Raw genomic sequence first — 14,046 nt, 5'->3', positions numbered from 1 at the left:
CGGCGCGGCCGACGGCCCGAGGTCAGCGCCGGCCGAGCCCCCGACCCCCCGACCCCCCGACCCCGACTCCCCCGCGTCAGCCGCCGCACTGCCGCAGCATCGCCTGCCGGTCCGGTGCGGTCACCGCGAGTTCGTACTTGACGGCGACCTGGGCGAACCGCACCGCGTACGCGCACCGGACCGACTTGTTCGGCGGCAGCCAGGACGCGGGGCCGGAATCCCGCTTGGCGGAATTGGCGCGGCCCTCGACGGGGAGGAGGTTGAGCGGGTCGTTGGCCAGTTGTTCGCGCTTGCCCTCCGCCCACCGCGAGGAGCCCATCTGCCAGCTGTAGGACAGGGGCACGACGTGGTCGATCTGGACCTCGCTCGCGTCCTGCTTGCGCCACTCGATGGTGGTGCGGGTGTACGGGTCGTCCAGCGTCATGGCGACGACCACGCAGTCGGAGCCGGAACGGAAGCGCAGCTCTTGGCCGTCGCGTTTCAGCAGGTCGTTCCGTGTGTCGCAACCGTTCCTCGCCAGCGGTACGCCCTCCACCGAGTCCATCCACGCGTACCCGAACTCGTCGCGGTCGTAGCCCGTGCGGGGGCCGCGCCCCTTGGTGCGCAGGCCGTCGATGAGGTCCCGGGCCGCCGCCTCCTGGGCGTCGCCCGTGATCGGGGCGAGGCCGGGCTTGATTCCGTCCGGGTTGCGCAGAGGGCTGACGGCCCGTCCCCCCGCCGGTGCCTCGGCGCCGCCACCGGGCGGCGAGGACCCCTCACCGACCGAGCTCTCGCAACCGGTGACCAGCGCCAGGGCGAGGACCGCGACCGCGGCCCCTCCGGTACGGATCCTGCTGTGCCGCGTCATGCGTGCCCTCCCCTTGCCGTTCGCCGTACCACCGTAGCGACGGAGAGGTCCAGACCATAGGGGCCTTTACTGGGCTCTAGTGGGCATACGGGACATATCTGTCGTACGGTCGACTGTGAGTCACGTCCCCGGAAGGAGCTCTGCATGGGCATCCTCGACAAGATGAAGAGCATGGCCGGCAAGGACAAGGACAGGTCCAGGAAGATGTCCGACGCCGCCGAGCAGCAGGTCAACCAGAGGACCGGTGGCAAGTACCAGAAGCAGGTCGACTCCGCGCAGCAGCAGGCCGAGGGCAAACTCGGCTTCGGGCGCGAGCAGGGCGGCCCCGATCAGCGGTAGAGCACTTCCGCGCCGCGCACACACCGAAGCCGGCCACGGGACCTGTCCCCGTGGCCGGCTTCGCGCGTGGACGGCGCCCCGGGCAGGTGCACGGCCCGCCGGACCGGCGGCTGGTCACCACCCGCCGGACCCGCGACCGACTACGACCCGAGGATCGAGGTCAGGAACTCCCCCACCCAGCCCAGCAACTCGCGCCCGACCAGCGGCTTGCCGCCCACCTTCGCGGTCTTCGGACGCGGTACGAGGACCTGGTGGGCGCCCGCCTTGATGACGCTGCCGGGGTAGAGCCGCTTCAGCCTCAGCTCCTGCGACTCGCGCAACTCCACCGGCGCGAACCGGATGTTGTTGCCCTGGAGCACGATCTCACCGACGGCGCACGCCCGCGCGAGCATGCGCAGCCCCGCCACCAGGAGCAGGTTCTCCACCGGTTCCGGCAGCTTGCCGTAGCGGTCGACGAGTTCCTCGCGTACGGCCTTGACGTCCTCCTCGCTGTTGGCGGAGGCGATGGACCGGTACGCCTGGAGCCGCAGCCGCTCGCCGGGGGCGTAGTCGTGCGGGACGTGCGCGTCGACCGGCAGCTCGATCTTGACCTCCAGCGGCGGCTCCTCCTCCACACCGCCCTCCAGGGAGGCGCGGTAGTCGGCGACGGCCTCGCCGACCATGCGCACGTACAGGTCGAAGCCGACGCCCGCGATGTGGCCGGACTGCTCACCGCCGAGCAGGTTGCCGGCGCCGCGGATCTCCAGGTCCTTCATCGCCACGTACATGCCCGCGCCCATCTCGGTGTGCTGGGCGATGGTGGCGAGCCGCTCGTGCGCGGTCTCGGTCAGCGGCTTCTCCGGCGGGTAGAGGAAGTAGGCGTAGCCGCGCTCGCGGCCCCGGCCGACCCGGCCGCGCAGCTGGTGGAGCTGGCTGAGGCCGAAGTTGTCGCCGCGTTCGACGATGAGGGTGTTGGCGTTGGAGATGTCGATGCCGGACTCGACGATGGTCGTGGAGACCAGGACGTCGAACTTCTTCTCCCAGAAGTCGACGACGACCTGTTCCAGGGCCTGCTCGGACATCTGGCCGTGGGCGGTGGCGATGCGCGCCTCGGGGACGATCTCGCGCAGCTTGGCCGCCGCGCGGTCGATGGACTCGACGCGGTTGTGGATGTAGAAGACCTGTCCCTCGCGCAGCAGCTCGCGGCGGATGGCGGCGCCGATCTGCCGGTGCTCGTAGGGGCCGACGAAGGTCAGCACCGGGTGGCGCTCCTCCGGCGGGGTGGTGATCGTCGACATCTCGCGGATGCCGGTGACCGCCATCTCCAGGGTGCGCGGGATGGGGGTGGCGGACATGGTGAGCACGTCGACGTTGGCGCGGAGCTTCTTCAGCTGCTCCTTGTGCTCGACGCCGAAGCGCTGCTCCTCGTCGACGATGACCAGGCCCAGGTCCTTGAACTTCGTCTCGGAGGAGAAGAGCCGGTGGGTGCCGATGACGAGGTCCACCGAGCCCTCGCGGAGCCCCTCCAGGGTCGCCTTCGCCTCGGTGTCGCTTTGGAAGCGGGACAGCGCCCGCACGTTCACCGGGAACTGCGCGTACCGCTCGCTGAACGTGCCGAAGTGCTGCTGCACCAGCAGGGTCGTCGGGACGAGGACGGCGACCTGCTTGCCGTCCTGGACGGCCTTGAAGGCGGCGCGGACCGCGATCTCCGTCTTGCCGTAGCCGACGTCGCCGCAGATCAGGCGGTCCATGGGGACGGTCTTCTCCATGTCCTCCTTGACCTCGGCGATGGTGGTGAGCTGGTCCGGGGTCTCTGCGTACGGGAAGGCGTCCTCCAGCTCGCGCTGCCAGGGGGTGTCCGCGCCGAAGGCGTGCCCCGGTGCCGCCATGCGGGCGCTGTAGAGCTTGATCAGGTCGGCGGCGATCTCCTTGACCGCCTTCTTCGCGCGGGCCTTGGTCTTGGTCCAGTCCGCGCCGCCGAGGCGGTGCAGGGTGGGCGCCTCGCCGCCGACGTACTTGGTGATCTGCTCCAGCTGGTCGGTGGGGATGTACAGCCGGTCGCCGGGCTGGCCGCGCTTGGCGGGGGCGTACTCCACCACCAGGTACTCGCGGGTGGCGCCCTGCACGGTGCGCTGGACCATCTCGATGTAGCGGCCCACGCCGTGCTGCTCGTGGACGATGTGGTCGCCCGCCTCCAGGGTGAGCGGGTCGATGGTCTTGCGGCGCCGGGCCGGCATCCGGGCGCCCTCGCGGCCCGCGGCCTTCTGGCCGGTCAGGTCGGTCTCGGTGAGGACGGCGAGCTTGAGCGCCCGGTCGACGAAGCCGTGGTCGACCGAGCCGCAGGAGACGTGCACGACGGAGGGGCCGAGGGTCGTGAGGTCGTTGTCGAGGCGGGCCGGGATGCCTTCGCCGCCGAGGACCTCGACGGTGCGCGCGGCCGGGCCGTGGCCCTCGGTGAGGTAGACCGCGCGCCAGCCGTCGGCGAGCCAGCCCTTGGTGTCGGCCAGTGCCTTCGCGGTGTCCCCGCGGTAGGTCTCGGGGGCGTGCATGCCGAGCTTGAGGGTGTCGGCGTCCTCCAGCGCGTCGTCGGCGGCGAAGGGCGAGACGGACCACCACATCATGTCCAGCTCGCGGGCCCGCTCCCGGACGTCCGCGATGGACCACAGCGAGGCCGCGTCCACGTCGATCGGCGCCTCGCCCCCGCCCGCGGTGGCCGCCCAGGAGGCCTGGAGGAACTCCTGGCTGGTGGCCACCAGGTCGGCGGCCCGCGTGCGCACCCGCTCGGGGTCGCAGACCACGGCCATCGCACCCTTGGGCAGCACGTCGAGCAGCAGTTCCATGTCGTCGACGAGGACCGGGGCCAGGGATTCCATGCCCTCGACGGCGATGCCCTCGGCGATCTTGCCGAGCAGTTCGCCCAGCTCGGGGTGGTCCTCGGCGAGGACGCGGGCCCGCTCGCGCACGTCGTCGGTGAGCAGCAGCTCGCGGCAGGGCGGGGCCCACAGGCCGTGCTCGGCGACCTCCAGGGAGCGCTGGTCGGCGACCTTGAAGTAGCGGATCTCCTCGACGTCGTCGCCCCAGAACTCCACCCGCAGCGGATGTTCCTCGGTGGGCGGGAAGACGTCGAGGATGCCGCCGCGCACGGCGAACTCGCCGCGCTTCTCCACCAGCTCCACGCGCGCGTACGCCGCTGCCGCCAGGGCCTGGACGACCTCCTCCAGGTCGGCGCTCTGTCCGGAGCGCAGCGCCACCGGCTCCAGGTCGCCGAGGCCCTTGACCTGCGGCTGGAGCACCGAACGCACGGGCGCGACGACGACCGAGACGGGTCCGGTCTCGGGGTCGTCGGCGCGGGGGTGGGCGAGGCGGCGCAGGACGGCCAGGCGGCGGCCGACGGTGTCGCTGCGCGGGCTGAGGCGCTCGTGCGGGAGGGTCTCCCAGGAGGGGTACTCCACGACCCCCTCCGGCGGCAGCAGGGAGCGCAGGGCCGCCGCCAGGTCCTCCGCCTCGCGTCCCGTCGCCGTCACCGCCAGCACGGGGCGGCCGGTCTCGCGGGCCAGCGCCGCGACCGAGAAGGCGCGGGCGGCGGGCGGGCCGACCAGGTCGACGTGCATGCGGTTGCCGTCTGCGGCCGCCGAGATCGCTTCCGCGAGGGCGGTGTCCTTGACGACGGCGTCGAGCAGACCGTGCAGGCTCATGGAGGGGGCGCTTCCGTCCTGGGGTGTAGTGCAACGCGAGTAACCCGGCGGGATGAGGGCCGGGGGTCTCCAGCGTACGACGCCGGGCGGACCGGCGCCGGGGCCTGTGGACGACGCCCGCCGCCGCGTCGTGCGGTGTGCGCGTGGGCGCCCCGATCTCCGCCCCGCGAAAAGTCCCGCCACCCCTGGATGTACGCCGGACCCGCCATCCAGCCGTCCGCCCAGGTGCGGGGCACCTGGGCGGACCCGCGGGACGCGGCAGCCTGGCTCCTCCCGCCCCGCGGGAACCCCCGCCACCGAGACACCCGAAGCACACCGGACCCGCCGCCCTCCCCGCACCGCGAAAGCGCCCGGCGCCGGAGTCCTCAGGACTTCCGGCGCCGGGCGCTCCCCCGCAACCCCCGTGTGCGGTGGCTTGCGGTCGCTACTCCGTCGCGATGGCGTTCAGGACGTTCATGCGGCCCGCGCGGAAGGCCGGGACGAGCGCCGCGAACAGGCCCACGAAGGCCGAGCCGACGAAGACGCCGATGATCGTCGGCCAGGGGATGTCGAGGACGTTCAGTCCCTCCAGGGCGAGCAGCTTCTGCGCCGTGGCGCCCCAGCCCATGCCCAGCCCCAGGCCCAGCAGGGCGCCGAAGAGGGCGATGACGACGGACTCCATGCGGATCATCCGGCGCAGCTGGCGGCGGGAGAGGCCGATCGCCCGCATGAGGCCGATCTCGCGGGTCCGCTCGACCACCGAGAGGGCCAGCGTGTTCACCACGCCGAGGACGGCGACGATGATCGCCAGGGCGAGCAGGCCGTAGACCATGTTCAGCAGCTGGCCGATCTGGTCCTTCAGCTCCTGCTTGTAGTCGGTCTGGTCGGCCACCTGGTACTGCGGGTAGGGGTCCATCGACTTCTTCAGTGCCGCGTACGCCTGGTCCGCCTGGCCCTCCGCCGCCTTGGCGAACATGATCGTGTTCGGCGGGACGCTGTCGGCCGGCAGGTACTTCCGCATCGTCTCGATGCTGATGTACCGGGCGCCCTGGTCGATGGCCACGTCGTCGGACGTGATCGCGGCGACCTTCAGCCGGGCGGTCTCGCCGCCCTTGAAGGCGACGGAGATCGTGTCGCCGACGTGCACGTCGTGTTCGGTCGCGTAGTCCGAGCCGACCGACATGGCGTCGGTGCCGTAGGCCGCGGCGAGCTTGCCCTCGGTCGTCGCGCGGTTCACGTCCTCGGCGTAGGTCGGGTCGGCGGCCGTGATGCCCTCGTCGTCCTTCTTGCCGTCGGGCGAGGTCAGGGTGGCGTCGAGCATCTTGTAGCGGGTGACGTGGTCCAGGCCGGGTGTCTCCCGCATCGCCTGCTCGGCCTGCGGGACGATCCGCTGGCTGCCCTGGACGATGAAGTCCGCGCCGACCGTCTTGTCCAGCTCGCTGGTGGCCGAGGCGACCATGGAGGAGCCGACCACCGAGAGGCAGGCCACCAGCGCGAGGCCGATCATCAGGGCGGCGCCCGTGGCGCCGGTGCGGCGCGGGTTGCGCAGGGCGTTGCGCTCGGCGAGGCGGCCCACCGGGCCGAAGGCCCGCAGCAGCACCACGCTGATCGCCCGGACCACGATGCCGGCCAGCAGCGGCCCGACGACGACGAGGCCGATGAGGGACAGCACGATGCCCGCGCCGAGCATCATCGAACCCTCGCTCGCCTTGTCGGCGCCGGCGGCCGCGAGCAGGGCGGCGGCTCCGCCACCGGTGAGGACCAGGCCGATCAGGCCGCGTATCCAGCCGGCCTTGCCGTCGGCGGGTGTACCGGCGTCGCGCAGGGCGGCCATCGGGGAGATCTTGCCGGCGCGGCGGGCGGGCAGGTAGGCGGCCAGGACGGTGACGACGATGCCGAGGACCAGGCCGACCACGGGGGTGGCCGTCTTGACGGTCAGGTCGTCGGTGGACAGGTTCATGCCCGCCGTGGACATCAGCTTCATCAGGCCGACGGCGATCCCGACACCGGCGGCGACGCCGAGGACCGAGCCGACGATGCCGAGGAGCAGCGCCTCGACCAGCACCGAGCGGTTGACCTGGCTCCGGGAGGAGCCGACGGCCCGCATGAGGCCGATCTCGCGGGTGCGCTGGGCGACCAGCATGGAGAAGGTGTTGATGATCAGGAAGATGCCGACCAGGAACGCGATCCCGGCGAAGCCGAGCATCGCGTACTTGATGACGTTCATGAACTCGCCGAGTTCCTTGCGGTTCTCGTCGGAGTTCTCCTTCGCCGTCTGCACCTTGAAGGTGCCGTCCGTGGCCCCGGAGACGCTCTGCTTGAGCCGCGCGTCGGAGACGCCGTCCGCGGCGGTGACGTTGAACTGGGTGAACCGGCCGGTGGCGCCGAGCAGTTCGCGCTGGGCGGTGGCCGTGTCGAAGTAGACGACGGCGGCACCGGGGTTGGTCACCGTGAAGGAGGCGATGCCGACGATCCTCGCCTTGAAGTCGCCGGTCTGCGCGATGGTGCGCAGTTCGTCGCCGAGCTTCAGGTCGTGCTTGTCGGCGGTGTCGGCGTCGACCATGGCCTCGGTCGGCCCGCGGGGGGCGTGTCCGGAGGTGATCTCCATCGACCGCAGGTCGTTCTTGGTCCAGTTGCCGGCGATGGTCGGGGCGCCGCTGGTGGCGCCCACGTTGTCGTTGTCGGCGTCGACGACGGTCACGTTCATGGAGGCGACCGCGCCCTCGGCGGACTCGACGCCCTCGGCCTTGCGGACCTGCTCCAGGGCGGACGCGGGCAGCGCCGCGGGCACGCCGTTCTGCGGGGTCTCCTCGCTCTCGGCGTCCTTCGGCAGGACCGTCACGTCCGACGACGTGACCGCGAAGAGCTTGTCGAAGGTGGTGTTCATGGTGTCGGTGAACACCAGGGTGCCGCAGACGAACGCCACCGACAGCAGCACGGCCACCGCGGAGAGCGCCATGCGGCCCTTGTGCGCGAAGAAGTTGCGCATCGAGGTCTTGAGGACGGTCATGACGTGCGCCCCCGGGCGTCGAAGTCCTTCATGCGGTCGAGGACGGTGTCCGCGGTCGGCTCGTACATCTCGTCCACGATGCGGCCGTCGGCGAGGTACAGCACCCGGTCCGCGTAGCTGGCGGCGACCGGGTCGTGGGTGACCATCACGATGGTCTGCCCCAGTTCGGTGACCGACCGGCGCAGGAAGCCGAGCACCTCGGCGCCGGCCCGCGAGTCGAGGTTTCCGGTCGGTTCGTCACCGAAGATGATCTCGGGCCGTGCGGCCAGTGCCCGTGCCACCGCGACGCGCTGCTGCTGGCCGCCGGAGAGCTGGTTCGGCCGGTGCTTCAGCCGCCCGGCGAGCCCCACGGTCTCGACGACGCGGTCCAGCCACGCGCGGTCGTACTTGCGGCCGGCGATGTCCATGGGCAGCGTGATGTTCTCGATCGCGTTCAGCGTCGGGAGCAGGTTGAAGGCCTGGAAGATGAAGCCGATCCGGTCCCGGCGCAGCTGCGTGAGCTTCTTGTCCTTCAGGCCGGTGATCTCGGTCTCGTCCAGGTAGATCTTGCCGCCGGTGACGGTGTCCAGGCCGGCCAGGCAGTGCATCAGCGTCGACTTGCCGGACCCCGACGGGCCCATGATCGCGGTGAACTGGCCGCGGGCGATGTCCACGTCCACGTGGTCGAGGGCGACGACCCGGGTCTCGCCCGACCCGTAGGCCTTCACGACCTGCCGCGCTCGCGCGGCAACGGCCGTACGCCCTCCAGTGTCCCCGTGCCTGGGAATGGTTACGGCCGATGTCATGTCAAGTCTCCTATGTCGGTCATCGTCCGGGCCGCCGGTGCCGGCGGTGGACGCCGCGCGCTACCGCTTCGCGTGGACGTGGTGCGTCAACGTGGTGCGTGGACGTGGTGCGGGGAACGTGTCGCTGCTACGTCGAGAAGTCTGGCCGGAACCAGGGGTCGGGCGCGCTGAGGTTCAGCGCACTCTTCCCCGGGGGAAAACCCCACCCCCGCAGGTCCGGTTCACCGCCCCCCAGCGGCGTAAAGCCAGACTAAGGACGCGCGCGGGCCGTCTCGTCCTCCGTCGGTACGAACCCTCCCCGACCCCTGGTACGGAGGTACCCCTAGGGGCAGTCCACCCTCCGGGGGAGGCGGTCTCGGGGTAGGCCTCCCCCCTTGGTCGCACCGAGCCTCACCCTGCCGTCGCACCGGTATCGAGTGGCAAGCTGATCCCGGCGGATGGATGCAGGGGGAACGCAAAGGGAGGGCACCCGGGTGGACGGCGTGGACGGCGTGGAGAGCACCAGGCCGGCGACACACGGCGCCGAGCGGGGCACGGGCCCGGACCGGCGGGGCCCGGTCGTCGCGGCCCTGATGCTCGCCATGGCGCTGGCGGCGCTGGACGCCACGATCGTCTCCACCGCCGTTCCGCAGATCGTGGGCGACCTCGGCGGCTTCTCCCTCTTCTCCTGGCTCTTCTCCGGCTACCTGCTGGCCGTCACCGTCACGCTGCCCGTCTACGGCAAGCTCTCCGACACCTTCGGCCGCAAACCGGTCCTGGTGGCGGGGGCGGCGCTGTTCCTCCTCGGCTCCCTGCTGTGCGCGCTCGCCTGGAACATGGGCGCGCTGATCGCCTTCCGGGTCCTGCAAGGGCTGGGCGGCGGCGCCCTCCAGGGCACCGTGCAGACCCTCGCCGCCGACCTGTACCCACTGGAGGAGCGGCCGAAGATCCAGGCCAGGCTGTCCACGGTGTGGGCGGTCTCCGCGGTCACCGGCCCCGGCCTCGGCGGGCTGCTGGTCGCCTACGCCGACTGGCGCTGGATCTTCCTCGTCAACCTGCCCGTCGGCGCGCTGGCCCTGTGGCTGATCGTCCGTCACCTGCACGAGCCGGCCCGGGAGCGGCGGACCGCGCGCGCACGGGTCGACTGGGCGGGCGCGCTGGCCGTCTTCGCCTGCGGCGGTGTGCTGCTGGCCGCCCTGGTGCAGGGCGGGGTCGCCTGGCCGTGGCTGTCGGTGCCCTCGCTCGCCCTGTTCGGGGCGGGTCTCGCGCTGCTGGCCGCCGTGGTGGTGATCGAGCGCCGGGCGGTGGAGCCGATCATCCCCGGCTGGGTGTGGCGCCGCCGTACGATCGCCGCGGTGAACCTGGCGCTCGGCGCGCTGGGCGTGCTGATGGTGGCGCCGGCCGTGTTCCTGCCCACCTACGCACAGTCGGTGCTGGGTCTGGCGCCCGTGGCGGCCGGCTTCGTGCTCTCCGTGTGGACGCTGAGCTGGCCGGTGTCGGCGGCCCTGAGCCAGCACGTGTACCGCAGGATCGGCTTCCGGAACACGGCGGCGCTCGGCATCGGCGCCGCGGCCCTGCTCCTGTTCGCCTTCCCCTTCCTGCCCTACCCCGGTAAGGCCTGGCAGCCGGCCCTGCTGATGCTGCTGCTCGGCGCCGCGCTCGGCCTGTTCCAGCTGCCGCTCATCGTGGGGGTCCAGGCCACGGTCGGCTGGTCGGAGCGGGGCACCGCGACCGCCTCGATCCTCTTCTGCCGGCAGACCGGACAGACGCTCGGCGCGGCGGCCTTCGGCGCGATCGCCAACGGGGTGCTGGCGGCGCGGCTGGGCGGGACGGGCGCCGCCCCCGGGAACGACGAGCACGGGACCGTCGAGGCAGGCGCCGGTGAGCACGGGGCCGGCGCGCTCGACTCGGTGACGCGGGCGCTGGACTCGGGGGCCGCCCACGAGCCCGTACGGCGGGCGATCGCCGACGCCGTGCACGCGGTCTACTGGGGCGCCGCGGGTGCGGCGGCGCTGGCGTTCCTGGTGCTGCTCGTGGTGGCGCCGCGCCGGTTCCCGGTACTGAAGGACTGAGGTCCCACGGGCCGGCACCCCCCGGAAAAGCCCAGGTCGACGCGGGTAACACCGCCCGGTCGGACCGCTCGGCGCATACCGGCCGACCAGTTGGGCCAAAACGCAGCGCCCCACGTGACCGGCGAGTAACGTGCGTGGCCCGCCGCCCCCCACCTCCCTGCGGTCCGCCGCACCGGACCCGAGCCGCGCAAGGAGAACCGGGATGTCCTACGACCCGTCCCCGTCGTACCCGCACCGGCCCCCACCACCCTCGCAGCCACGACCGCCCTACCCGTCCCACGCCCCCGCCCCGTCCCCCTTCGCCGCCCCCGCCTCCCGGCGGGCGCCGCGCCGGACCGCGCTCGGGCACCACAGCGACCTGCGGGTCCTGCGCAGCGCCTACCGCCGGCAGCGCCGCACCGCCACGCTCACCGCGCTCGGCTACTTCACCCTGTTCCTGCTCCTGTCCGCCTACGTGCCCGGCCTCATGACCGGGTCCCTCGTCGGCGGAATCCCCACCGGCCTGATGTTCGCCCTGGTCCAACTGCCCGTCACCTGGCTGGCGATAGCCCTGTACGAGCACACCGCCCGCCGGCGCGTCGACCCGCTCGCGGACCGCATCCGCAAGGAGGCCGAACTGGACGCCCGGCGGGGGGCGGCACGATGACGGAGTTCAGCGGCAACGCCCAGACCATGTCCCTGGTCGGCTTCACCACCGTCGCCACCATCACGCTGCTGCTGTGCGTGATGACCGGCCCCGACCGGGACGACCTCGACGAGTTCTACACCGGCTACGGCTCGCTGTCCCCGATGCGCAACGGCCTGGCGATCGCCGGCGACTACATCTCGGCCGCGACCGTGCTCGGCACCAGCGGCGTCATCGCGCTCTTCGGCCACGACGGCGTCGTCCTGGCGCTCAGCACCGCCCTGTCGCTGATGCTGCTGATGTTCCTGCTGGCCGAACCCCTGCGCAACGCGGGCCGCTTCACCATGGGCGACGCGCTCGCCCGGCGGATGCCCGGACGCGGCGTCCGCGTCGCCGCCTGCGCGGTGACCCTCGCGGCGCTGCTCCCGCTGATGCTGGTACAGCTCGCGGGCGCCGGCCAACTGCTCGCCTTCGTCCTCGGCTTCTCCGGCGAGTCGCTGGAGACCGGCTGCATCGTCGGCCTGGGCGTACTGATGATCAGCTACGCCGCGATCGGCGGGATGAAGGGCACCGCCCTCATCCAGATCCTCAAGATCGTGATGCTGCTCGGTTCGGGCGCCGTGGTCACCGTACTGATCCTGAACCGCTTCGACTGGGACCCGGGCGCCCTGTTCGACGCGGCGGCGGACCGCAGCGGTGCGGGCGAGGCGTTCCTGAACTCCGGCCTCCAGTTCGCGGGCGGACCGCACCCCGAGCTGGACATGGTCACCGCGCACCTGACCGTCGTGCTCGGCGGCGCCTGCCTCCCCCACGTCACCATGCGCATGTACACCGCGTCCTCGGCCCGCCAGGTGCGCCGCTCGATGTCCTGGGCGGTGTCGGCCGTGGCGCTGTTCGTCCTGGTCATCACGGTCGTCGGCTTCGGCGCGGCGGCCCTGGTGGGACGGGAGACCGTCATGGGCGTCGACCCGCAGGGCAACACCGCCTACCTGCTGGGCTCCCAGGCGGCGTTCGGCGCCCAGGTCTCCGCGGCGGAGACGTTCCTGTTCACGACGGTCACCACAGCCGTCTTCCTCACCCTGCTCGCCTCCGTCGGCGGGATGATCCTCGCCTGCGCCAACTCCCTCGCCCACGACGTGTTCGCCGCCCGCGTACGGGAACTGTCACCGCGCCGCGAGATGACCCTCGCCCGCGTCTCGGCCCTGGCGGTGGGCGTCCCCGCGATCGTCCTCGCCACCCTCGTCCAGCACCGCAGCCTCCAGCCCCTGGTCACCCTGTCCTTCTGCCTGGGCGCCTCGGCCCTCGCCCCCGCCCTCGTCTACGGCCTCTTCTGGCGCCGCTACACCCGCACCGGACTGCTCAGCACCCTGATCGGCGGCTCGCTGGCCGTCCTGCTGCTGATGCCGGGCACCAACCTGGTCTCCGGCTCACCCGTCTCCGCCTTCCCCGACGCCGACTTCAACTGGTTCCCGTTCACCACCACGGGCCTGGTCACCATCCCGCTCGGCTTCGCCTTCGGCTGGCTGGGGACGGTGCTGTCGGGCCGGCGCAAGGCGGAGGAACAGCGCCGCGCCTACGAGGCCGTGGAGGGCTGGATCCTGGCCGGAGCGGTCCGCCGGGGCGAGTGAGGCGCGGGGCTCCCGGAGCCGCGGCCGGGAGCCGGCCCCCCACTCACCCCGCACTCACTCCCCATTCACTCCACCGCCCGCCCCGTCAGCGAACTGAGATTGCTGCGCACGGAAGCCATCTGGGCCTGGAGTTCGTCCCACCGCTCCCCGTGCTCGCGCAGCACCCGCTCCGTCTCACGGGCGATCCGCTCCTGCCGCGCCCGGGCCTCGGCGAGCACCTCGGCCGCCCGGGCCCGGGCCTCCTCCTGCCGCCGCGTCGCGGCCTCCTCGGCGGCGGCCAGAGCCCGCCGCGCCTCGTCCACGCCCTGCTCGGCGCGGGCCACCAGTTCCGCGTGGTGGGCGTCCAGCGCCCGCACCCGTTCGTCGTGCTCGCGCTCGGCCGCGGCACGCCGCCCGGCGTGCTCCCCGTCCTGCTCGGCCAGCATCCCGGTGGTCCGCCCGCGCATCTCCCGCAGGGCCGCGAGCGCCTCCGCACGCCCCGACCGCACCTCCCGCCGCGCCTCGACGCGCACCTCGTCGGCCTCCGCACGCGCCGCGAGCAGCCGCTGCCGGGCCCGCTCGTCGGCCTCGGCCCGCACGGCGTCGGCGTGCGCCCGCGCCGCCTCGTGCAGGCCGGCCGCGTACGCCCGCGCCTCCTCCGCCAGGCGCTCCGCCGCACCCCGGCCCCCCTCCCGTACGGCCTCGGCCTCCTCCTGACCGAGCAGGAACAGGCGCCGCGCCCGCTCTCCGAGCGCCGCGTAGTCCTGCGAGGTGAGGTGGGCGGCCGCTTCCCGCAGCTCCGCCAGCTCCTCCCCCATCTCCCGGGCGAGCACGGTCAGCCGGGCCGCCCGCTCCCAGGCCGCGTCGCGCTCCTCGGAGAGGGCCGCGGCACACGCCTCCACCTGCTCGGGACGGTAACCGCGGTCCCACCCGCGTACGGTCGCGAAGTCGTGCGGAGACGCCGATGCGCTGCTCATGCTCATCACCCCTGCGGTGAACCTGCCGCACTGAATGGACCCGACCGACTTTATGGATCGGGCGTAACCCAACATAATGCGACACACCGCACACAAACGGGTGGGGCCCGGTCGCCCCTCAGGACGACCGGGCCCCACCCGACGGACGCGTC

The 14,046-nt window shown here is 72.4% G+C and carries 9 protein-coding genes; 4 read left to right on the top strand and 5 right to left on the bottom strand.

The features are described from left to right. Window positions 1-76 precede the first annotated feature (76 nt). Window positions 77-847, bottom strand: coding sequence for an HNH endonuclease family protein (locus AC07FV_RS30905; protein ID WP_479090815.1), 771 nt, complete (start codon window positions 845-847; stop codon window positions 77-79). A 144-nt stretch (window positions 848-991) separates the two neighbouring features. Between AC07FV_RS30905 and AC07FV_RS30900 the strand changes: the two genes are divergently transcribed. Further along, on the top strand, window positions 992-1,186 hold the full coding sequence (locus AC07FV_RS30900; RefSeq protein WP_479090814.1) for an antitoxin: 195 nt from the start codon (window positions 992-994) through the stop codon (window positions 1,184-1,186). Between the two features lie 140 nt (window positions 1,187-1,326). On the opposite strand, the gene mfd is transcribed toward AC07FV_RS30900, so the two are convergent. The 3 genes from mfd to AC07FV_RS30885 form a co-directional block, all read right to left on the bottom strand. Continuing rightward, entirely contained in the window at window positions 1,327-4,860 is a 3,534-nt protein-coding gene (gene mfd / locus AC07FV_RS30895) for a transcription-repair coupling factor (RefSeq protein ID WP_479090812.1), read from the bottom strand. Between the two features lie 424 nt (window positions 4,861-5,284). Next, the gene (locus AC07FV_RS30890) at window positions 5,285-7,849 is read right to left on the bottom strand and encodes an ABC transporter permease (RefSeq protein ID WP_479090810.1); all 2,565 of its coding nucleotides are present in this window, start codon (window positions 7,847-7,849) and stop codon (window positions 5,285-5,287) included. Continuing rightward, window positions 7,846-8,634 carry an ABC transporter ATP-binding protein gene (locus AC07FV_RS30885; RefSeq protein WP_383647741.1) on the bottom strand — a complete coding sequence of 263 codons (789 nt, stop codon included), beginning with the start codon at window positions 8,632-8,634 and terminating at the stop codon, window positions 7,846-7,848. The genes AC07FV_RS30890 and AC07FV_RS30885 overlap by 4 nt, the downstream gene beginning before the upstream one ends. Window positions 8,635-9,125: 491 nt before the next feature. On the opposite strand from AC07FV_RS30885, the gene AC07FV_RS30880 reads away from it, so the two are divergent. The 3 genes from AC07FV_RS30880 to AC07FV_RS30870 all read left to right on the top strand — a co-directional run bounded on the left by AC07FV_RS30880 (window position 9,126) and on the right by AC07FV_RS30870 (window position 12,938). Next, the gene (locus tag AC07FV_RS30880) at window positions 9,126-10,685 is read left to right on the top strand and encodes an MFS transporter (RefSeq protein ID WP_479090913.1); all 1,560 of its coding nucleotides are present in this window, start codon (window positions 9,126-9,128) and stop codon (window positions 10,683-10,685) included. Window positions 10,686-10,887: 202 nt separating this feature from the next. After that, window positions 10,888-11,331 (top strand): DUF485 domain-containing protein, encoded by a 444-nt coding sequence (locus tag AC07FV_RS30875; protein ID WP_479090809.1) that lies wholly within the window; start codon window positions 10,888-10,890, stop codon window positions 11,329-11,331. After that, window positions 11,328-12,938 carry a sodium/solute symporter gene (locus tag AC07FV_RS30870; protein WP_479090808.1) on the top strand — a complete coding sequence of 537 codons (1,611 nt, stop codon included), beginning with the start codon at window positions 11,328-11,330 and terminating at the stop codon, window positions 12,936-12,938. Before AC07FV_RS30875 ends, AC07FV_RS30870 begins: the two co-directional genes overlap by 4 nt. A gap of 65 nt (window positions 12,939-13,003) precedes the next feature. On the opposite strand, the gene AC07FV_RS30865 is transcribed toward AC07FV_RS30870, so the two are convergent. After that, complete coding sequence (locus AC07FV_RS30865) at window positions 13,004-13,894, bottom strand: cellulose-binding protein (protein ID WP_479090807.1); 891 nt, start codon at window positions 13,892-13,894, stop codon at window positions 13,004-13,006. Window positions 13,895-14,046 lie beyond the last annotated feature (152 nt).

The organism is Streptomyces sp. NPDC045956, from assembly GCF_056430705.1.
Note: the sequence above shows the minus strand (reverse complement) of the source record. Positions and strands in the feature narration are given on the sequence as shown.